Source organism: Nanchangia anserum (assembly GCF_015240065.1).
Lineage (GTDB): Bacteria > Actinomycetota > Actinomycetes > Actinomycetales > Actinomycetaceae > Nanchangia > Nanchangia anserum.
This window is the reverse complement of sequence record NZ_CP060506.1, coordinates 963,411-984,524: the sequence shown is the minus strand read 5'-3', so window position 1 is coordinate 984,524 and position 21,114 is coordinate 963,411. Positions and strand designations below refer to the sequence as shown.

Below are 21,114 nucleotides of genomic sequence, written 5' to 3'. Positions count from 1 at the left end.
CTATGACGGTGCTTCGGGCGGCGTCGGGGAGCACCATCCCGCGGGCACGTCGACCGGGGTGTTTCCCGGGTCATTTGTCGTTAGGCTGGGCAGGTTAGAGCCTAGGTAAGGAAGGTGGGCGATCGTGTCGCTGCTGTCGAGCATCGAGTCCCCTGCTGATGTGCGCGAGCTCACGGCGCTACAACTGGAAGATCTAGCGGCCGAGATTCGCAGCTTCCTCATCACCAACGTCTCGCGCACCGGCGGACATATGGGGCCGAACCTCGGCGTCGTTGAGTTGACCATTGCCCTGCACCGGGCGTTTCACTCGCCAACCGACACGATCATCTTTGACACGGGGCACCAGGCCTACGTCCACAAGCTGCTGACGGGACGCAAAGACTTCAGCCTGCTGCGCAGTGCCGGGGGACTGTCCGGCTATCCCAGCCGCGCCGAGTCGATTCACGACGTCGTCGAGAACTCCCACGCCTCCGCCTCGCTGTCGTGGGCCTTTGGCGTCGCCTTAGCGAAAAAGCTCTCGCACGACCCCTCGTGGACCGTCGCCGTCATCGGGGACGGCGCGCTGACCGGCGGGATGGCGTGGGAGGGGCTCAACACCATCGCCGACCATCCCGACCTGCGACTCGTCGTCATCGTCAACGACAACGCCCGCTCCTATGCCCCCACGATCGGCGGGCTCGCCCATCATCTCGATGCCCTGCGCACGTCGCAAACCTACGAGCGCGCTCTCGAATGGGGCAAACGCAAGCTGCGCTCGTCGGGTAAACCGGGCAACCTGGCCTACGATGCCTTGCACGGGTTCAAGAGGGGGGTCCAGGATGTCCTTGTCCCCGATGCCATGTTCACCGAGCTGGGATTGAAATACACCGGCCCCGTTGACGGCCACGACATCGTCGCGACGGAATTCCAGCTCACGCGTGCACGCGAGTTCGCCGGCCCCGTCATCGTCCACACGATCACCGACAAGGGACGCGGGTACAACTTCGCCGAGGAACACATCGCCGACCGATTCCACGCCATCGGCCCCATTCACCCCGAGACCGGCCTACCCATCGAGAAGTCCCGTTTTGGCTGGACCGCCGTCGTTGCCGAGGAGATTGCGCGCCGCGGCGACGAGGACGACTCGCTCGTCGCCCTCACCGCAGCCATGCTCGAACCCGTTGGGCTGGCCCCCTTCGCGCACAAGCATCCCGATCGGGTTATCGACGTGGGCATCGCCGAGCAAAACGCCCTCGCCGCCGCCGCCGGACTGGCGGCGAAAGGCAAGCATCCCGTCGTCGCCCTGTACGCGACATTCATGAATCGCGGTTTCGACCAGCTACTCATGGACTGCGCGCTGCACCGCGCGCCCGTGACCGTGTGCCTCGATCGCGCGGGAATCACGGGTGCCGATGGGGCCTCGCACAACGGCATGTGGGACATCGCCCTGGCCGGGATCATCCCGGGCGTGCGCCTGGCTGCTCCGCGCGATGAACAGACGCTGCGCGCTCGGCTGCGCGAGGCGTTTGCCAGTGACGACGCCCCGACGATCGTGCGCTATCCCAAGGGCTCATTGCCCCAGCCGATTCCGGCGCTCGAGACGGAATCGGGGATCGATGTCCTCGTCGCGGCGTCGGGAGCCGATCCCGTCATGATCGTGTCCGTCGGTGCCCTCGCCGAGCGGGCATGTGAGGCGGCGCGATTGCTGGAAGAAGCCGGGATCGCGTGCGAGGTTGTCGATCCCGGGTGGGCGTTGCCGATCCCGCCGGCCCTCGTCGAGCGGGCTCGCCAGGCCCGCTACGTTCTCACTGTCGAAGACGGCGTCGTCACGTCGGGATTCGGCGCGCAGTTTGCCTGCGCGTGCGGTGAGGCCGGCGTCGAGACTCCCGTGCGTGCGCGCGGCATCTCCCGGGAGTTCTTCACCCACGACACCCGTGACGCAATCCTCACGCGCTGCGGGCTCGATCCGCACGACCTCGCCGCCGCGATCCGCGAGCGGCTGGGCTAACTCGCGAGTGCGCGCTCGAGCAGGTCGCGGGTCAGCCTGATCTGCCAGGGTCGCGCGTCGAGGTCGCGCAACCGCTGCTCGATGTCGCCTTCCGTCGCTCCCTCCCAGGCGAGTCGGCGCTGAGCGGCAGGTGCGAGCACGAGGTCGGCGCGGATGCCGAGAACATCGCTCACTGCGCGCAGGCCCGCCTTGATGGTCTCGAGACGGGCCAGAGCCGACGGGGCGCGGTAGCGCCAGTCTTTCATCGGCGCGAGGGCTCCCGGTTCGTGGGCGCGGCGCAGCGGCGGCAATTCGGTCTCGTCAAGGGCGCGGGCCTCGTCAAGGGCGTTTTGCCACACATCCAAGTGCTGACGCGTGCGCTTGAATTTCAGTTCGGGGATGCTGCGCATCGCTGAGCGCACAGATGTCGGATTGAGCTCGGCGAGGGGAACGAGCGCCCGCGTGGCCAAGTATTTTGCCGGTTCGCGATCGTCGCGACGCCCGAGTTCGTCGCGTGCCTGCCACAGGGCGCGCAGCGCGGCCAGCTGACGGCGATCCCGCAGCTTGCCGGCTCCCGAGACACGCCAGGGATCAGACTTCGCTGGCTTGGGGGCGGCGTGGAGAACGTGATCGCATTCCTGCTCGGCCCACTCCTCGCGACCCGCATCAACGAGTCGGGCCGCCAAGATGTCGCGTATCTGCCCGAGATAGTCGACGTCAAGGGCGGCGTAGGCGCGCCAGTCATCGGGAAGCGGCCGGCGCGACCAGTCTGAGGTCTGGTGGGCCTTCGCCAGGTGGATTCCCAGGAGGTCGCGATGGAGGCCAGCCAGACTCACGTTGGTCATGCCGAGAAGGCGGGCCGCAAGTTCCGTGTCGAACAGCCGCCCCGGCGCCATTCCTAGCTCGCGCAGATTCTCGAGGTCTTGGTCGGCGGCATGGAGTACTACCTCGTTATCTCCCATAAGTTCTCCGATGGCGGCAAACGCCGGCGCATCTGCTGCCGCGATGGGGTCGAGGAGCCAAATGCCCGACCCCGCCCGCGCCAGCTGGACGAGATAGGCGCGGTGGGAGTACACGTAGCCCGCCGCGCGCTCGACGTCGCACAGGAGCGGGCCGTGACCAGCCGCGAGGGCACGATAGGCGCGCTCAACATCGTCGGCATTCGCGCATACGTCGGGGATCCCGCCGCGTGGAGTCTCGGTGACGGGCACAGCAGATTCAGTCATGGAGTCCTTACGTCTCAGGCACCCAGTGCTTCGGCCGGATCGGCGATGCCCGCCAGGAAGGCCAACAGCTGGGCGATGGCGTGCGCGTGGGGCGTGAGCTCGCTCGTGTTGGGCGTCCACGAGGCGCGCAGCTCGATCTCCGTTTGTTCCCCGCGCAGTCGCAGATCACCAAACGATTGGGAATGAACCGCGGTCGAGGTGCCCGCGGCCGAATGGTAGCCGGCGCCGGCCCGGTTCAGTGCCGAGTGAAGCCACTGCCACGCCACTTGCCCCAGGCACGGGTCGGCCACCATTTCGGGTTCGACCTCGGCGTGGACGTGGGCGACCAAGCGCATGGTGCCATTCCAGCCGGCTTGATACGCCGGGTGGTGCAAGACGACGAGAAAAGCGGAAGCCGGGCGCAGAGCCTGAGAATCCGCACTATCGAATCGCATCGCTGCACTGTAGGGGGCGAGGTGTGCTGGAGCCTCAATTTCCTCCACCGACACGCGCGGGGGGAGGCGGAGGGTGCGTAGCGACTCCAAGGCCTCGACAAAGGCCTGGGGCGGATGGAGTGTGCTCACGTCTCCACATTAGGACCGGGGTGGCGCTATTAGGCGGTGCCACGCCGCAAATACGCGACGGCTGGTGGGGACAGGCAGCGGCAGCGGAAGACGAATGGGCACACACACTACACTGAGGGCATCGGGGACCACTGAAAGGAGCTGACGTGAGCACCTATTCTCTGCCGATCCCAACGTGGCCGTCCTACATGTCCCACCTTGCCAAGCGACGCTCGCGCTCCTACGCGCGTTCCTTTCCGAATCGTCCGGGACTCGTACCGGTCGTCATCGGGGAGGATCTGAGTGCGTACGCGATGGCGCGGTGTCTTCACCAGGCGTACGGGTCGCGTATCTCGGTTATCGCCTCAGAACCGGTGGCGGCGCTGCGGCACTCGCGTTTTCTCGACTGTCACCTCGTCGCCGATCTTGGCAACGACGAGGTCGTTCTCAAGGCCCTCCGAGCCATCACCGAGGCCACGGGGAGCGCCACGCGCGTCATCGTCGGGTCCTTTGACGGCCTCGTCGATTTCCTTGCGCGCCATCGCGACGAACTGAGCGCGTCCTACGCCTTTCCGACCTGCGACGAGGAGGCTGTGGAGACGCTCGTCGATCGGGCTGAATTTGCCCAGTGCTGCGCTGACCTCAACATTCCCGCGCCCTATCAGCAGCGGATCAATGCTGGTCACGAGGCTCCGGTGAGCTTCGACATTCCCTTTCCCGTCGTCGCTGCTGCGTCGGTATGGCGGGTGCGCGAGGAGCGTCGCTATGGGGTGAAGGAGCCGACCAGGGTGCTCGAGGGGCCTCAGGATGCGCGGCGGTTCTGGCGCGACCTCGAAGGCATCTCCTTCGACGGTGACGTCGTCATTGGCCCGGTGATCGAGGCCGCGGCAACGGAGACGACCCTGCTCTCGCTTTACGTCAACTCCCACGGTTCGGTCTCGGTGGCGTCATCGGTGCGAGTCCTTCTCGGGAGTGCGGATGCGAGCGCGGTGCGCCATGAGGTCGCGTGGCTGAGCGAGCGCCCAGATCCCGCGCTCGTGCAGCATGCGGTCGCGATTGTGACGAAGACGGGGTATCGGGGATTCGTGACGTTCACGATTCGTCGCGATGCCGGCACCGGCGAGCACCTGTTCGTCGAGGCGCGCCCCACCGGCGGGATGTATTCGTATTCCGCGATGGTTGGCGGCGTCAACCCCATGCGCGATCTCGTCGCCGATCTCGTCGACGGGGCGAAGCTGCCGTTGCGGTTGACGTACGAGGAATCCATCGTCACCGCGCTGCCGCTGACGTTACTGGCGCGCCAGATACCTGATCCCGAGCTGCGCCGCAGAGTGAGCCAACTGATCCGGCTGGGACGAGTGGCCAACCCGCTTGCCTACGCCCACGACTACTCGCTGCGAAATGCCGTGAGCACACACCTCTACCTCGGTGCCCTCATCGCCGCGGTCCGCCGCGGCTTGCCGCTGACGCACCACGTCTCCTCACGCTAGCGCCGTCTAGGGTGCCCGCGTGATAAGGGTGGCCCCCGCGTTGAGCTGGGTCGGCGAATCGGCCGGATCTTGCCCAAACGACGCGATGACGTGCGAGCGCTCCACATCCGTCAGTGGTAGCCGGACATCGGTTAGCGAGACGTAGCACGTGTAGGGCCCGCGCCGCAGCGTAATGAGATCGTCGCGGCGCTTCAGCTCGCTGTCGGCGTCGCCGATGTCGGCGCGGATGGCGATCAGGCGGCGATACCACCTCTCCATGCGCGCGTGCGCATCCTCATCGCGCTCATCCCACGCCAACACGGCAGCCGCGCGGGTGCGGGGATCTTGAGGATCGGGCACCCGGGGAGCGTCCTCGCCCTCATCCCATCCGTGATCGGCGAATTCGCGTCGGCGGCCCTCGCTCACCGCCTGTGCGAGAGCGGGATCAGGAAAATCGGTGAAGAAGGTGAACGGCGTCGAGCACGCCCACTCCTCGCCCATGAACAGCATGGGGGTAAAGGGAGACAAGATGACGAGGGCGGCCTCGCCGGCCAGACGCGCCGGTGAAAGGTGGGCCTGGGGCCGGTCTCCGCTCGCGCGGTTTCCCACCTGGTCGTGATTGGAGGCGAAGGCGACGAAACGGCGCCGGTCGATGGTGGCCGGGACCCGCCGCCCCCACGTGCGCCCGCGGAAGCTCGAGTAGGTGCCGTCGTGGAAAAAGACGTCGCGATAGACCTTTTCTAGCGCTCCTGGCGTCGCAAAATCCTCGTAGTAGGCCTGCGTTTCGCCGGTGAACTCGACGTGCAGGGCGTGATGGATGTCATCGTCCCACTGGGCATCCATCCCCATGCCGCCCTCGGCCGTCGGCGTCACCATCGTGTAGTCGTTGAGGTCGGACTCGGCGATAACCGTGATGGTTCGCCCCGTTTGCGCGCGCACCTCGTCGATGCGGTTGGCAAGCTCAGCGAGCAGATGCGTGGGCGAGTCGTCGGCGATGGCGTGGACGGCGTCAAGGCGCAGCGCGTCGACGCCGAAATCGCGCACGAGCCGCAGGGCCGCACCGATGAGATACTCGCGCACCGGCGCGGACTCGGGACCATCCAGGTTGAATCCGTCGCCCCATGGCGTCGCGTGACGCGAGGTGAAATAGGGGCCGAACGGGGCGAGGTAATTGCCCTCGGGACCCAGGTGATTGAGGACGAGATCTTGGCAGACGGCGAGTCCGCGGGCGTGGGCGGCGTCGACGAAGCGGCGATAGGCCTCGGGGCCGCCGTAGGCGTGGTGGACCGCGTAGAGCCCCACGCCGTCGTAGCCCCATCCGGCGTCGCCGGCGAATGCGGCCACGGGCATGAGTTCGACGGTCGCTACGCCCAGGTCTCTAAGATAGTCGAGTCGGGCGATTGCGGCGTCGAGCGTGCCCTCGGACGTGAACGTGCCGACGTGAAGCTCGTAGATGACGTGCCCGAGGACGTCGCGCTCGCACGTGGTGGGCGCTGTTGGCGGCGTCCACGTGCGCGAGGGACCGTGGACGCCGTGAGGCTGCCAACGTGAGCGGGGATCGGGGAAGGGACCCTGGCCGTCGAGAACGAAGGCGTAGTCGGTGCCATCGGCGAGCGCTTCAGGTGCGAGCCACCACCCGTTACCGCTCGACTCCATCGCGACCCGACGTTCGCCGAGTGCCAGGTCGACGCGTGTGGTGTGCGGCGCCCACACGGGCACGCGATCACAGCCGGGGGAGTAGGAGTCGGCCTCACGCATCGTCCGCTCCCTCATCGCGGCGCAGAATGCTCGCCCCGCGCTCGCCGAGGAGATCGGTAACGAGCTGTTCCTCGCCTCCGGTCCACGTGCGGCCCGTAATGACGTCGCGCCAGGATCCCGGGGGCAGCACGACCGTCTGGGTGCTCCATCCACCGGGCAGCACACCGTACAGGCGCGCGGCGACCGTGACGACATGGGGCGTGGAATCGAGCCCCCGGGTGAAGGCGCACACGTGCCCCGACGACGTCGGCAACGGTTGATAAGAGGCGCGGGCCGAGACAAAAACCTCGGGCAGATCGCGGCGCAGCCGAGCGATCGCCGCGGTGAGCTGGAGCTTGCGTTCGTCCAGTGACGTCGGTGCCGCACCGGCATCGAGACGGTCCAGAAGATCGGAGCAGCCGGCAAAATCGACGCGACGTCGGTTATCCGGATCCACCAGGGACGTTTGGGTGATTTCGGTGCCCTGGTAGATATCGGCGACACCCGGCAGAGTCAGTTGCAGCGCCTTCGTTGCCTCCACTGTGACGGCGAGAGCGCTCGCCGTCGCCTGCTGCCACTGCGTCATGATGCGCGTGACCTCGGGGTCGTCGAGAACAGCAGTCGCAAAGACGAAGAGGGCGTTTTCGCGCTCGGTATCGGGTGCCGTCCACGTCGTCCACGTCTTCATCTCCCGCACGGCCTTGCGCAGGTAGTCGACGAAACGCTCGGCGCTGATCGGACCGGCTGGGGTCCACGTGCCGACGAGGGTCTGCCACAGCAGATGTTCCGCGCGCCCCTCCAGATCACTTGGGCGCAGGTGGGCGGTGACGGCTTGGAGCTGAGTGAGGGTCGCCGCCCACAGCTGGGGGAATTGCGAGGTGAGAACCAGGCGAGACCTCACGTCCTCGCCGCGCTTGGTGTCGTGGGTGGATCCGCACGTCATCGTTGCCGGCCAGTTTTCCTGCTGGGAGGCGGCGAAGGCGTGCAGCTCGTCGGGGGTAATGCCGAAGCGATCGGGAGAGGAGCCGACCTCGGTGAGGGCACCGAGGTGAGTCCAGCGATAAAACGCCGTGTCTTCGACGCCCTTGGCCTGGACGGCGCCGCAGACTTGCTGGAAGCGGACGACGGCCTCGACGCGGCGATCGTCGGAGGTATCCAAGCCCGCCGATCCCACCTCGTCGGTGAGCAACAGCGCCGTCAGTAGTTCCATCGTGTCGGCGTGGTCGGGGTCTAGGCGGGTGAGCGCGCGAGAGGCGGCGTCAAGAATGATCTGGCGCGAGTGGGCGGGCGCGGGTTCGCCGGGAACGACGTAGGCGCGGTAGACCGGCATCTCGATGATGAGGCCGCGCAGACACTCGATCACCGAGCGGTAGGTGTAGTCGCGCAGCCGCACGTCGTCCTGGCAGATTCCCCAGATGAGTTGACCGAGCCGGCGCACCTCGGCGGCCAGCGAGGTGTCGATGATCTGGCCCTTCGCCTCGGCGACGATATCGGGATAGGACGCCGGCGAGTCGCCGCTCACCCGCTGCATGAGAGCCCCCAGCGGCAGCGACGCCTGCGGATCCACCTGGAGCGCGGTCAGGCGCCACGCCGTGTCGTAGCCGGTCGTCCCCGCCACGGGCCAATCACTGGGCAGGGATTCGTGACCCTCGAGGATCTTTTCGGCGGCAATCCACGCCTTTCCCGTCGCCTGGGAAAGGTGACGGAAGTAGTCACGGGGATTGGCCAGCCCGTCGGGATGGTCGACGCGGAACGCATCGATGTAGCCGGCGTCGTAGAGCTCGAGCAACAGCGCGTGGGTGTCGCGAAACACCTCGGGATCCTCGACCCGGATCGCCGCGAGCGTGCCCACGTCGAAGAATCGCCGGTAGTTGAGCTCCTCATCGGCGACCTTCCAGTGAGCGAGCCGGTAGTGCTGGCGTTCGACGAGGACGGCGAGCGGCAGATCCTGCGTCCCCTCCGCGATGGGGAACACGTGGTCGTAATACGTCAGCAGCCACTGCTTGCCGCGCTCGGGCTCGGTGGGAATCTCGCGATGGACGACGCGCAGCTCCTGGTTGGCGATGACCTGTCCGATGCGCGCACCCAGGATGGGCATGAGGATCGGCTGGTCCATATCGACATCGAACCAGTTGGCGTAGGGCGAGTCCTTACCGCGCTTGAGAACCGACCACATCGCCCGGTTGTGCCACACGGGGGTGGGCACGGCCATGTGATTGGGAACGACGTCGACGACGATATTCATGCCTGCCGCATGAACGGCGTCGGCCAGGCGGGTAAACCCGTCGCGCCCGCCCGCCTCGGCCGAGATCGCCGAGTGCGAGACGACGTCGTAGCCGTGGGTCGACCCCGGCGCTGCCTGCAGGATGGGGGAGAGATAGACATCGGTGATCCCCAACCGGCAGAGGTAGGGCACGAGGTCGATCGCCTCATCGAACGACAGGTTCGGCCCGATTTGGAGCCGATAGGTCGTCACCGGCACGTGGGCGGTGTCTGCGGGCAGGTGGGGGTGATCCATCACGCTTGTTCATCCTTCGGGTTCATGAGTACGACCGTGGAGCGTCCTTCCACGCGCAACGAGTCGCCACCCAGGTGCTCGCGAATCTCAGCGTCTTCGCGCGCGGGAGCGAACGTGTTGACGACTTCGGTCCACACCCTGCCGTAGAGGCCGTCGGGAATGGTGAATACCACCGCATCGGGTGAAGCGTTGAACAACAGCAAAAAGTCGTCGTCGACGATCCTCAGCCCGTGCGGATCGGGTTCGCGAATGGCCTGGCCGTTGAGGAAGATCATGACCGAGCGTGCCGAGGCTTCGTTCCAGTCGGTCTCGGACATGTGCTGGCCCTCGGGGGTCAGCCACTCGATCTCGCCGAGCGCCGACTCGCCGCCGCGCTCGGGGCGCCCGGCGAAGAAGCGTCGGCGTCGAAACACCGGGTGATCGGTGCGCAGGGCGACGAGGTGCTTGGTGAACTGCGCCATGTCGCGCTGGTAGTCGTTGAGATCCCAGTGCACCCACGAGATCTCGTTGTCTTGGCAATACGCGTTGTTGTTGCCGCCCTGGGTGCGGGCGAATTCGTCGCCGTGAGAGATCATGGGGATGCCCTGGCTCAGCAGCAGGGTGGTGAGGAAATTGCGGTGCTGACGAGCGCGCAATTCGATGATTGCCGGGTCGTCGGTGGGTCCCTCAGCGCCGCAGTTCCACGAGCGATTGTTGTTGTCGCCGTCGGCGCCGCCCTCGAGGTTGTCCTCGTTGTGCTTGTCGTTGTAGGACACGAGGTCGTTCATCGTGAAGCCGTCGTGCGCGGTGACGAAGTTGATCGAGGCCATGGGACGGCGCCCGGTTTGCTCGTAGAGATCGGCCGAACCCGACAGGCGCGAGGCGAACTCGCCCAGGCGGGAGTATTCACCGCGCCAAAAGTCGCGCACGGTGTCGCGGTATTTGCCGTTCCATTCCGACCATTTCGGCGGGAATCCCCCGACTTGATAGCCGCCGTCGCCGACGTCCCAGGGTTCGGCGATGAGCTTGGTCTGGGACAGGACGGGGTCCTGGTGAATGATGTCGAAAAATGCCGAGAGCTTGTCGACCTCGTGGAACTGACGGGCAAGTGTTGAGGCGAGGTCGAAGCGGAATCCATCCACGTGCATGTCGACCACCCAGTAGCGCAGCGAGTCCATGATGAGCTGCAGCACCGCGGGGGAGCGCATGAGGAGGGAGTTGCCCGTCCCCGTCGTATCGAAGTAGTGGAAGGCGTCGTTGTCGACGAGGCGGTAATAGGCGCTGTTATCGATGCCGCGGAACGACAGGGTCGGGCCCAGGTGATTTCCCTCGGCCGTGTGGTTGTAGACGACGTCGAGGATGACCTCGATGTCGGCCTCGTGCAGCGACTTCACCATCTGCTTGAACTCTTGGACGGCGCTGGCCGGGTCCGGGGCCGAAGCGTAGCTGTTGTGCGGGGCGAAGAAGCCGATCGTGTTGTAGCCCCAGTAGTTCGATAGCCCGCGTTCTTGCAGGTAGGGATCGTTGACGAACTGGTGGACCGGCATGAGCTCCAGGGCAGTGATGCCGAGGTCTTTTAGGTGGGCGATCGTCGCCGGATGCGCGATGCCGGCGTACGTGCCGCGCTGCTCGGGCGGGATCTCGGTGTTGAGCTGGGTCAATCCCTTGACATGGGCCTCGTAGATGACGAGGTCGTGAACGGCGTGCCCCGGAGGTCGATCGCGCCCCCAGTCGAAATAGGGATTAGTGACGATCCCGACCATCGTGTCGTGGATGGAATCCTGCTCGCAGCGTTGGGAATGGTCCGACCAGTCGTAGGAATACAGCGACTGGGCGGTGCCGACGTTGCCCGTGAACGCCTTGGCATAGGGATCAGCCAGGAGCTTCGACGGGTCGCAGCGGTGGCCGTGTGCTGGGTCATAGGGTCCTTCCACCCGATAGCCGTAGGCCTGCCCGGGCAGGATCTGGGGGAGGTAGACGTGCCACACGTGGTTGTCGACCTCGGTGAGTTCGACCCGGGTTTCGTTGCGATCCTCGTCGAGGAGACACAGCCACACGCGCTGCGCGATCTCAGAGAACAGCGCGAAGTTCGTGCCCGTGCCGTCGTAGGTTGCCCCTAGCGGATAGGGGAGTCCTGGCCACTTATCCATACTCCTAGGTAATCATGAACTTTCGTCCAGGGCGCGAAAAGGCTCGGCACCCTGGAAGCTATCCGGGGCGCCGAGCCGGAAAAGTTGCCCTAGTTTTCGGGCATGTCGCGCGCGTATTGCGACGTCGCCATAGACGAGGACAGCAGTGAGTTGCGCAGCTCGGTCATGGCATCGGCCACACCGCCGGGATTCGACGGCAGCATGAGCGTTTGTGTGCGCGAGTGCTTGGCGATCTCTTGGAGCGTGTCGAAATACTGGGTGAGCAGGAGCATCTCTTGGGCCTCCGAGCCGATTCCCGCGTCGCGCAGCGACTCGTACTGGCTGACGAGACCATCGACGATCGCCTTGCGCTGGTTCGCGATGCCCTCACCCTGAAGCTTCTTCGACTCCGCATCGGCCTCGGCCTGCTTGACGATCTTGATCTTTTCCGCCTCGGCGAGCGAGATCGCGGCCTCGCGCTCACGCTGAGCAGCGTTGATCGAGTTCATCGAGGCGCGCACCGTCGGATCGGGGTTGATATCCGTCACGAGGGTGTTGACGATACGGAAGCCGTAGCCGTCCATCTCCTGCGACAGCGTCAACTCGATCTCGCGCGCGATGCGGTCTTTCGACGAGAACGCGTCGTCGAGGTCGAGCTGGGAGAGCGAGGAGCGCACGCGGTCGAAGACGTAGGCCGTGATCTGTTGCGACGGCGAGGCCAGCCGGTAGTAGGAGTCGGCGGCGTTGGAGACCTGGTACTGCACCGAGACGGGGATCGTGACAAAGACGTTGTCGTGCGTCTTCGTTTCCACCGTCAAATCGAGCTGCTGGATGCGCAGCTCGACGCGCTTGACGATGCGGTCGAAGAACGGGATCTTGACGTTCAATCCCGGCTGTGCAACGCGGTTGAACTTCCCCAGACGTTCGATGATGTAGGCCTGCTGCTGTTTGACGACGAACAGGGCTTGGGTCAACAACACCATGACGATGACGAGTACGGCGATAGTCGTGTACATGAGCTCCTCCCGAGCAATTCGATGGGCGAGGCACTCGCGCGAGCGCGCATGTCCCCATGCTACGGCAGAGGCTGAGCCGGCCTCGAGTACAAAAGAACCCGCGCAACAGCGCGGGTCGTAGCGTGGTGGGCGGTGCGGGGATCGAACCCGCGACCTCTTCGGTGTGAACGAAGCGCTCTACCACTGAGCCAACCGCCCAAGCGTCACTCAGGTTAACCCACGCCGCGGCCGTGACCAAATCGTGGGGACGGCGGTGCCTGGCTCGCACCACCGGTGTCGATTTTGACACCGCGAGACGACCTGCTACAGTTTCAACCGCTTGACCGAGGACGGTTCAAGACATGCGGATGTAGCTCAGTTGGTAGAGCATCACCTTGCCAAGGTGAGGGTCGCGGGTTCGAGTCTCGTCATCCGCTCGGGCGATTGGCGCAGTTTGGTTAGCGCGTTTCCTTGACACGGAAGAGGTCGCTGGTTCGAGTCCAGTATCGCCCACGAGAGCGCCGCTGTAAGCGGCGCTTTTTGGTATCTACCCGCCCCACATGCATCAACCACGATAGAAAAATCTCCCGGGTCGCGGATTGCACCGCCACCCGGGAGAGTGATTCGTCGGGCTGACAGGATTTGAACCTGCGACCCCTTGACCCCCAGTCAAGTGCGCTACCAAACTGCGCCACAGCCCGTTGCCTCACCAAAGGTACCCCGTTTGTCGGTGATGTCCAAATCGAATCGACGGCGTGCGCGATGGCGGGTGTACCGGAACAATAGGGCGATACCGAGAGGAGGTGCCGTGTCCGCGCTCAGTGCTCTGTTTGTCATCTTGGTTGGCTGCGTTCTTGCGGCCTCGATTGCCCACTTTGTCCCTCACCGGTTGTTGCCCGAAGTCATCGTCTTGCTCGGCTACGGCATCGCGGTCGGACCGCACGGGTTGGGATGGGTCCATCCGGGTGCCGAACTGGGGCTCATCGGCGAGATCGGCATGGCCTTTCTGTTTCTCATGGCCGGCTACGAGGTCGACCAGCGCGACCTCGTCAGCAGGCTCGGGCGCAACGCGACGTACACGTGGATCGTCTCCCTGATGCTGGCTGCCGGCGTCATCTGGTGGCGGGGACGCATCGACGTCATCTCGGTCGAAGGTGGTGCGACGATCATCGCGATGACGGCCACGGCACTCGGCACGCTGCTGCCAATATTGCGCGATCGCGGGATTCTTGGCAGCCCCCAGGGGCGCTTCATCATGACGCAGGGCGCGGTCGGTGAGGTCGGCCCCATTCTGCTCATCGCCCTCGTGCTCTCGGCGCGGTCGACGGTGATCTCGGTCATCGGAGTCATCGGTTTCGCCGTCGCGACCTTCGTCATCATGATCGTGCGCAAGCGGGTCGTCGAGGCGGGGGAGCGGATCGTCCGGATGATCCACCTCGAGGCCGAAACCACCGCGCAGTTGAGCGTCCGCCTCGCCGCGGTTCTCCTCGTCGGTCTCGTGGCACTGGCCGACGGTCTCGGCATCGATCTCGTCTTGGGGGCATTCGCTGCGGGCTTTATCGTGCGCCAGACCATCCCGAATGGGCGCGAGGAATTTGACGGCAAACTCGACGGGTTGGCTTACGGGTTCTTCATCCCCATCTTCTTCGTCATCTCGGGCACGGCGATCGATCCCGCGGTGGTGGTCAACGATTTCGCCGGCTGGCTGTGGTTCCTCGCCTGCCTCATCGCCGTGCGGGGGCTGCCCATTTTCGTTGCATCCTTCTTCCCGCTCACGGACGATCTCCACACCCGTCTGGGCTTCCGGGAACGGATATCGGCGGCCTGCTATGCGACGACGAACCTGCCGATTATCGTCGCCGTCACCCAGCTGGCCGTCAGCCAGGAGGCGATGTCGGTGACGACGGCGTCGACCCTCGTGTGCGCCGGTGCCGCGTCGGTGCTCGTCATGCCGTTGGCGGCCTTCCTCGTGGGGGCGCGCTCGCCCGCCTCCCGCGATCTTCGTTAGGCACGCGCGTTTTGGCCTCGCAGGTGCGCGACTTTAACCTGGAACAATGAGTGTGCTCACCCGGACCCAAGCCGCCCACCGCAGTGAATCCGTGACGCTCACGGCGATGGAGGTCGACGTCGATCTCACGGGCGCCACCGGGGAGGAGACGTCATACCCCGTTACCTCGACGTTCACCCTGAGCGTGGACGGTGGCGACCTCATGATCGACATCGCGGGCGAGGTCGTCTCGGTCGAAATCGACGGCACGACCTGGCCGTACGAGCGCGACGAGCACCACATCTACCTCGCCGATGTTCCAGACGGCGAGATCCGCATTCGCGTGCAGGCCCGGTGCGCGTACTCGACGAATGGCCAAGGCCTGCACCGCTACGTCGATCCCGAGGACGGGCGGGTCTACTGCTACACCCACTTCGAGCCGATGGATGCGCACACCGCGTGGCCGTGCCTCGACCAGCCCGATCTCAAGGCGTCCTGGACGTTCCATGTTCACGCGCCCCAGCACTGGATCGTGCGCGCCAATCAGCCCACCGAGTGCACTCGCCGCCTCGGTGAGACGGCGCTCACGTGGGACTTCGCTCCGACGCCGCCGCTGTCGGCCTATCTCACCTGTGTCATCGGCGGCGATTATCACGAGGTCCGCGGAACGCCGTGGCGCGGAACGTGTGCGGGGCGCGACCTCGAGATCGAGCTGACCTACCTGTGCCGGGCGGCGCTGGCCGTTGACCTCGACGTCGACGACATCGAGCGGGTCACCCACCAGGGCCTGAGCTTCTTCATGGAGCGTTACCGCTTCGCCTACCCGTGGGGTAAGTACGACCAGGTGTTTGTCCCCGAATACAACATCGGGGCGATGGAGAATCCCGGGCTCGTGACGTTCAACGAGCATTACATTCGCCGCGGTGGCCCGACGCGGGCCAGTCGGCAGGCACTTGCGGGCACGGTGTTGCACGAGATGTGTCACATGTGGTTTGGCGATCTCGTCACCCCGCGTTGGTGGGACGACCTGTGGTTGAAAGAATCCTTCGCCGATCACGAGGGCACCGAGGCGCTCACCCACGCAACGGAATACGCGACGGGATGGAGCGAATTCACGCTGCGACGCGAAGGCTGGGCCCACGTCGAGGATCAACTGCCGACGACTCACCCCATTCTCGCGACAATCGACGACGTCGAGGCGGCGAAACAGAACTTCGACGGCATCACCTACGCCAAGGGTGCGTGCGTATTGCGTCAGCTCGTCACGTGGGTCGGCCACGACCACTTCGTCGAGGCAACCCGTCGCTACTTCGCCGACCACGCGTTTTCCTCGGCGACGTTCAGCGACCTCATCGAGGCCCTCGCCTGTGCCTCCGGCCGCAACGTGACCTCGTGGGTGGAGGCGTGGCTGGCGACGTCGGGACCCTCGATCCTGGAGGTTGAGGGCGACACGCTGTCGCAGCGGGCGAACGATGTCGATCCCGAAGCAACCCTGCGCCCGCATCGGCTCGCGGTGGTGAGCCTGAGCCGTGCCGAAGATGGTCCGGCGCTGAGTGAGCGACGCGACATCGAGCTCGACCCGGTTCCCGCACCGACTTCGCTGAGCGGCACCGAGCCAATCGTGGTGAACGCCACCGGTGCGACGTATGCCATAACTCGCCAGGATCCGCGCGTGTGGGAGGCCTGTCTCGATGACCTCGCGCGTATCCCCGATCCCCAGGCGCGCGCCGTGCTGTGGCTGTCGCTGTTCGACGCTGCCCGTGACGGCAAAATCGGCATCGTCGACGTGCTCAGGCGCGGCTGGATTCAGGCCGATCGCGAGGATCCCGCCCTGCGGCCCTCCGCGATCGCCGGAGTGGGCGACCTCATGGCATTCATCCCGCGCAGCCTCCACGACGCCGTTGCCCGGCCGCTGAGCGGGGCCATTCTTGACGCGCTCGAGGGCGCGGATCGTACGCGGCTCGACGCGTGGGTCCCCCACCTGTGTCGGATTCTCATGCACGGGTGCCCCACGCCGGGTGAGCTCGACCGGCTCGAGGCGCTGGGGACCAGCCCGCTGCTGTCGCTCGATCAACGCTGGTTCATCGTCCGCGCCTGCGCCGCGACGGGGCGGTGGGACGCAGCCGATATCGACGCGTTCTACCGAGATCACGATTCGTCGGGTCGAGGCCGCATGCGCGCGCTCGCCGCCCGCTCATCGCTGCCCGGACGCGAGGCAGAGGTGCGCGAGCGGGTGTGGTCGGACACGAGCGCGTCGAATGAGGAGATCGACGCGCTCCTGGAAGGACTGTGGCTGCCGACACGCGAGCCGGCGCGAGACGCCCATCGCTACTGCCGCGACATCCTCGCCGCCTGGCAGGCGCGCCCGCTACACATGGCGATGAAAGTCGCCTACGGCGCATTCCCGGCTGCTGTCGATGGTGGCGATGGCGACGCGGCGACGCACCCGGCGGTGCGAGAGATCGCCGACTTCGTCACCACGGATATGCCCGAGGCCCTGCGCCGCGTCATCAGCCAGGGACTCGATCACCAGCGTCGTCGGCTCGCACGCCACCGCGAGGTTGCCGCGGCATCCGCGCTCAGCGCTTAACGATTTTGTGACCTCACCGCTATGATGTTGATACATACGTTTCGTTCGTGAGGAGGGCGCGTGATGTCGACTAACCCCCATGTGGATCCGACGCAGACCGCCGTATTCGGCGCCGTGCACACGGGTGAAATCGACGTGTCTCACCTCAATCTTCGCGAAGATGCCCGCACTGCCGTCGAGGCACTTCCGGCGGGATCGGCCCTCCTCGTCGTGCGGCGCGGACCCAACGTCGGTGCGCGCTTTCTCCTGGATTCCCCGCGCGTGACGATCGGGCGCAAGCCGTCATCGGACATCTTCCTCGACGACGTCACGGTCTCGCGCAAGCATGCCGAATTCAGTGCGCAGCCGGGCGGGGGATACGCTGTGCGCGATCTCGGCTCGCTCAACGGGACCTACGTCAACCGCGAACGGGTCGAAGAAGTCGGCTTGGTCAGCGGCGACGAGGTCCAGATCGGCAAATTCCGGATGACCTATTACCCGTCGTTGCAGGGATTCGCACAGTGAGTACGGCGGCCACCGCTGCCACGCACCCAGAGGATCCTCAGGCCGGCCCCTGGCCTCGCGGGGTCTCGCGCACGCCGCAGATGTCGATCGGTCAGGTCGTCACCCGGCTGCGCGCCGAATTCCCGACGGTCACGAACTCGAAGGTGCGTTTCCTCGAAGAGCAGGGCGTCGTCAGCCCGGCGCGCACGGCGACGGGATATCGCAAATTCAGCGAGTCCGACGTTGAGCGGCTGCGGTTTTGCCTGGCCTCGCAGCGCGACACCTATATGCCGTTGGCGAAGATCGTCCAACGTCTGCGCGCCCTCGACGCGGGTCACGAGGCCGACATCGAGCCGACGGCACGGATTGTCGCCTCGCAGGGGCAGCTGCGGGCACCGGTTCGCTCCGATCTGACGATCACCGCGCGCGAGCTGCGCGACCTCAGCGGAATCAGCGAATCCGAGCTCGGTGAGATCGTCTCGATCGGACTCGTCACGCCCGATCTCGCCGGCTATTTCCCCCAGCGCGCCCTAGCGATTATTCACGCGGTCGTCGCGTTGCGCAGCGAGGGAGTGCCGATTCGGAACCTGCGCTATCTACGCACGTTCGCCCAACGCAATATCGACCTCGCCGAGCAGATCATCGGTGCGGGCCGCCACGATCGTTCGGGCGCCGATAAGGAGCGCCGACTCGCAAGAACCGCCGAGCTGACGCAGGTGTTGACGACGCTCGCCACCGAGCTGACGCGCCACGAGGTCGACCAGCTAGATTAAGTTTCAACTGAAGGTTGAAGCTTTCCCGCGTGTGTCGTTGACCGGCCCCAGGGTGGGGCATAGGTTTGAGATGTTCAATCCCCGCAAGGAGTACACGTCTCATGTCTCGCACCACGGTTCCCGACGCTGGCGCGCCGGAACGCACTCAGGGTCTGTTATTCGGTGACCAGCCGGCGCTCGATGCGTTCACGGGATATCGCGGGCCGATCGCCTGCAAAGCCGCGGGAATCACCTATCGACAGCTCGACTATTGGGACCGCACCGGCCTCGTTCAGCCGAGCGTGCGCTCGGCCACCGGCTCGGGGTCGCAGCGGCTGTACTCCTTCCGCGACATCATCGTGCTCAAGGTCGTCAAGCGGCTGCTCAGCGCAGGCGTGTCGCTCCAGCAGATCCGCAAAGCGCTCGAATCCCTGTCGCAGCGCGGCGTCGAGGATCTCGCCGAGATCACCCTCATGTCGGATGGGGCCTCGGTCTACGAGTGCGTCTCGGCCGACGAGGTCGTCGATCTCATCCAGGGTGGGCAAGGCGTGTTCGGCATCGCGGTGGGGCGCGTCTCGCGCGAGGTCGAATCGGAACTCGCGGCGTTCCCGTGCGAACAGGCTCACGAAATCGGCGTCGTCGACGAGCTGGCGGCTCGGCGCGCGCGCAAGAACGCCGTGTGAGCAGCTGAGCGTCTCGCCGGCCGGATGATACGGCTCGGGCGGTGACCCGCAACCCGCATGGGGGAGTGAGTCACCGCCCGATTGTTTTTCGTGGCCTAGTTCAGCTGCTCGAACTTGCGTGCCCACGCCGTGCGCACGGGGTTGGCGTCGGCGAGCATGATGTCGAAGCGGTCCGAGACGACCTCACCGACCTCGCCGATGGCGACGATGCGCTCCATGGCGGGGGAGTTCTCCAAGCGGTGAAGACCCTGCTCGATGATGTCGTCAACAGAGTCCATGCGCTCGAGACACACGACGAACGGGATCCCGAACTTGTCGCGATAGGACGCCGAGAGCGCTTCGAGCTGCTCGCGCTGGTCGCCCTCGATGTCGCCGAGTGCGAAGGATCCGACGTCCTGGCTGATCGCGCGGGCCTGATCCTCGTCGGCGACGAGCATCTCGACGATGTCCGGGTAGTTCTGGACCAGGGCGTCCTGGTCGGTGCTCGATGCCGACAGCGCGGCATCTTGGAGGATCTCCTTGAGCTGGCCGACGTCGGTGAACGGACGCCGCTCCCACGCCCGCTCGAGCGGCCACGTCGCACCGTTGTACAGCGTCGTGAACGTGCGCACGAAGGCGTCCTTGTCCATGGCGTTGATCTGGCCGAGGCTGACGCGTCGACCCGTCGGCGACAACGCGATGTTTTCTCCGCGCTTGGGCCCCACGTGGAAGAACAACAGGTTGAGGACGATCGCCGTGATCGAGCCGACGGTGACGCCCGAGGCGAAGAAGATCTGCGCCCACGACGGGAACACGTTGGCGATGTCGGGCTTGAACGAGACGAGCATGGCGAGGCCGAGCGACGTCGTGAGGATCACCGCGTTGCGGGTGTCGGCGAGGTCGACGCGACCGAGCGTCTGGAAGCCGACAAGGGCGACGTTGGCAAACAGCGCGAGTGAGGCGCCACCGAGGACAGGAGCCGGAATCGCCGCGACGATCGCGCCGGCCTTAGGAATGAGGCCGAGGACGATCATGAAGACACCGGCTAGGGCCACGACCCACCGAGACTTCACGCGCGTGAGCCGGACGAGGCCGACGTTCTGGGCGAAGCACGTGTAGGGGAACGAGTTGAAGATGCCCCCAAGCGTCGTCGAGAGGCCGTCGGCACGCAGCGCGGCGGCGATGTGGTTACGCGTGATGCGCTTGCTGACGATCTCACCGGCAGCGAAGACGTCGCCCGTCGTCTCAACCATGGTGATGATCATGACGATGATCATCGAGATGCACGCGGTGGCCGAGAACTGGGGGAGACCGAAGTAGAACGGCGTCGTAAAGCCGAAAGCGGAGGCCTCGGACACCTGCGAGAACGACGCGTCACCGAGGATGAGGGCGACGGCGGTGCCGATGACCAGGCCGAGGAGGACGGAGATCGTCCCGAGGAATCCCTTGAAGAATCGCTGAACGATAATGATGATCACCAAGGTGAGGGCGGCGTAGCCGAGGTCACGCATGGCGATGGGCATCGGCGGGGACGCTTCGTCGACGCGGTTGATAATGTCGCCGGCCGACACGCCCAACAGGGTGATGCCCATCGTTGCCAGCACGGTGCCGATGACGACCGGGGGGAAGAATCGGATGATGCGGGCGAAGAACGGGGCGGCGATGAACGTGAAGATGCCCGAGACGATGATGGCGCCGTAAATCATGGGCAAGCCGTCGACGCCGCCGGCGGGGCCGGTGACCGCCAGGCCAATGGCGATCATCGGCGAAACCGCGGTGGTCGTCACGCCCTGAATGATCGGCAAGCGAACGCCGACCTTCCAGAAGCCGACCGATTGGATGAGCGTGGCAATACCGCACGTGAACAGGTCGGCATTGATGAGGTGCATCGTCGTGTACGCGTCCAGCCTGAGGCCGCCGGCGACCACGAGGGGCACGACGACAGCGCCGGCGTAGAACGCGAGGACGTGTTGGATGGAGAGGACGGTGAGTCGGCCGGGTTTCGGGACGCGGTCGACTGGATGAAGCGCAGCTGGGGCTTGAGACATGGGAAGATTCCTTCTTCGATGCAGTGCCGTC

Annotated in this window: 14 protein-coding genes and 4 tRNA genes; 9 read left to right on the top strand and 9 right to left on the bottom strand. The window is 65.5% G+C overall.

The features are described 5' to 3' along the window. Positions 1-124: 124 nt before the first annotated feature. A complete protein-coding gene (gene dxs, locus H8R18_RS04530) occupies positions 125-1,987 on the top strand; it encodes a 1-deoxy-D-xylulose-5-phosphate synthase (protein ID WP_191070916.1) in 1,863 nt (620 codons plus the stop codon). On the opposite strand, the gene H8R18_RS04525 is transcribed toward dxs, so the two are convergent. Both H8R18_RS04525 and H8R18_RS04520 read right to left on the bottom strand, forming a co-directional pair. Further along, positions 1,984-3,192, bottom strand: a complete 1,209-nt coding sequence (locus tag H8R18_RS04525) for an HRDC domain-containing protein (RefSeq protein WP_191070915.1) — start codon at positions 3,190-3,192, stop codon at positions 1,984-1,986. The genes dxs and H8R18_RS04525 overlap by 4 nt on opposite strands. A gap of 14 nt (positions 3,193-3,206) precedes the next feature. Continuing rightward, positions 3,207-3,755 carry a DUF3000 family protein gene (locus H8R18_RS04520; protein ID WP_191070914.1) on the bottom strand — a complete coding sequence of 183 codons (549 nt, stop codon included), beginning with the start codon at positions 3,753-3,755 and terminating at the stop codon, positions 3,207-3,209. 146 nt (positions 3,756-3,901) lie between these two features. Here H8R18_RS04520 and H8R18_RS04515 point away from each other — a divergent pair, with 146 nt between their 5' ends. Continuing rightward, positions 3,902-5,224 carry a hypothetical protein gene (locus H8R18_RS04515; RefSeq protein ID WP_191070913.1) on the top strand — a complete coding sequence of 441 codons (1,323 nt, stop codon included), beginning with the start codon at positions 3,902-3,904 and terminating at the stop codon, positions 5,222-5,224. A gap of 6 nt (positions 5,225-5,230) precedes the next feature. Here H8R18_RS04515 and treZ read toward each other — a convergent pair whose 3' ends face one another. The 5 genes from treZ to H8R18_RS04490 form a co-directional block, all read right to left on the bottom strand. Then, entirely contained in the window at positions 5,231-6,961 is a 1,731-nt protein-coding gene (treZ, locus tag H8R18_RS04510) for a malto-oligosyltrehalose trehalohydrolase (RefSeq protein WP_191070912.1), read from the bottom strand. Beyond that, complete coding sequence (gene treY / locus H8R18_RS04505) at positions 6,954-9,458, bottom strand: malto-oligosyltrehalose synthase (RefSeq protein WP_191071937.1); 2,505 nt, start codon at positions 9,456-9,458, stop codon at positions 6,954-6,956. Before treY ends, treZ begins: the two co-directional genes overlap by 8 nt. Beyond that, complete coding sequence (gene glgX / locus H8R18_RS04500) at positions 9,458-11,587, bottom strand: glycogen debranching protein GlgX (RefSeq protein WP_191070911.1); 2,130 nt, start codon at positions 11,585-11,587, stop codon at positions 9,458-9,460. The genes treY and glgX overlap by 1 nt, the downstream gene beginning before the upstream one ends. 89 nt (positions 11,588-11,676) lie before the next feature. Further along, positions 11,677-12,582, bottom strand: a complete 906-nt coding sequence (locus tag H8R18_RS04495; RefSeq protein WP_191070910.1) for an SPFH domain-containing protein — start codon at positions 12,580-12,582, stop codon at positions 11,677-11,679. A gap of 123 nt (positions 12,583-12,705) precedes the next feature. Then, positions 12,706-12,780 (bottom strand) — tRNA-Val (locus H8R18_RS04490). A gap of 145 nt (positions 12,781-12,925) precedes the next feature. Between H8R18_RS04490 and H8R18_RS04485 the strand changes: the two genes are divergently transcribed. Both H8R18_RS04485 and H8R18_RS04480 read left to right on the top strand, forming a co-directional pair. Then, positions 12,926-12,998: transfer RNA gene (locus tag H8R18_RS04485), tRNA-Gly, on the top strand. 1 nt (position 12,999) lies between these two features. Beyond that, a tRNA-Val gene (locus H8R18_RS04480) sits at positions 13,000-13,074 on the top strand. A 114-nt stretch (positions 13,075-13,188) separates the two neighbouring features. Here the strand turns inward: H8R18_RS04480 and H8R18_RS04475 are convergent. Continuing rightward, positions 13,189-13,262 (bottom strand) — tRNA-Pro (locus tag H8R18_RS04475). Positions 13,263-13,369: 107 nt separating this feature from the next. Between H8R18_RS04475 and H8R18_RS04470 the strand changes: the two genes are divergently transcribed. The 5 genes from H8R18_RS04470 (at position 13,370) to H8R18_RS04450 (ending at position 19,056) form a co-directional block, all read left to right on the top strand. Then, positions 13,370-14,569, top strand: a complete 1,200-nt coding sequence (locus tag H8R18_RS04470) for a cation:proton antiporter (RefSeq protein WP_191070909.1) — start codon at positions 13,370-13,372, stop codon at positions 14,567-14,569. A 46-nt stretch (positions 14,570-14,615) separates the two neighbouring features. Next, on the top strand, positions 14,616-17,138 hold the full coding sequence (gene pepN, locus H8R18_RS04465; protein ID WP_191070908.1) for an aminopeptidase N: 2,523 nt from the start codon (positions 14,616-14,618) through the stop codon (positions 17,136-17,138). 63 nt (positions 17,139-17,201) lie between these two features. Beyond that, on the top strand, positions 17,202-17,642 hold the full coding sequence (locus H8R18_RS04460) for an FHA domain-containing protein (protein ID WP_191070907.1): 441 nt from the start codon (positions 17,202-17,204) through the stop codon (positions 17,640-17,642). Further along, positions 17,639-18,394 (top strand): transcriptional regulator FtsR, encoded by a 756-nt coding sequence (ftsR, locus tag H8R18_RS04455; protein WP_191070906.1) that lies wholly within the window; start codon positions 17,639-17,641, stop codon positions 18,392-18,394. Before H8R18_RS04460 ends, ftsR begins: the two co-directional genes overlap by 4 nt. 101 nt (positions 18,395-18,495) lie before the next feature. Next, positions 18,496-19,056: a MerR family transcriptional regulator gene (locus H8R18_RS04450; protein WP_191070905.1), complete on the top strand. Its 561-nt coding sequence runs from the start codon at positions 18,496-18,498 to the stop codon at positions 19,054-19,056. A gap of 95 nt (positions 19,057-19,151) precedes the next feature. On the opposite strand, the gene H8R18_RS04445 is transcribed toward H8R18_RS04450, so the two are convergent. Then, positions 19,152-21,083, bottom strand: coding sequence for a solute carrier family 23 protein (locus H8R18_RS04445; RefSeq protein WP_191070904.1), 1,932 nt, complete (start codon positions 21,081-21,083; stop codon positions 19,152-19,154). Positions 21,084-21,114: the final 31 nt, after the last annotated feature.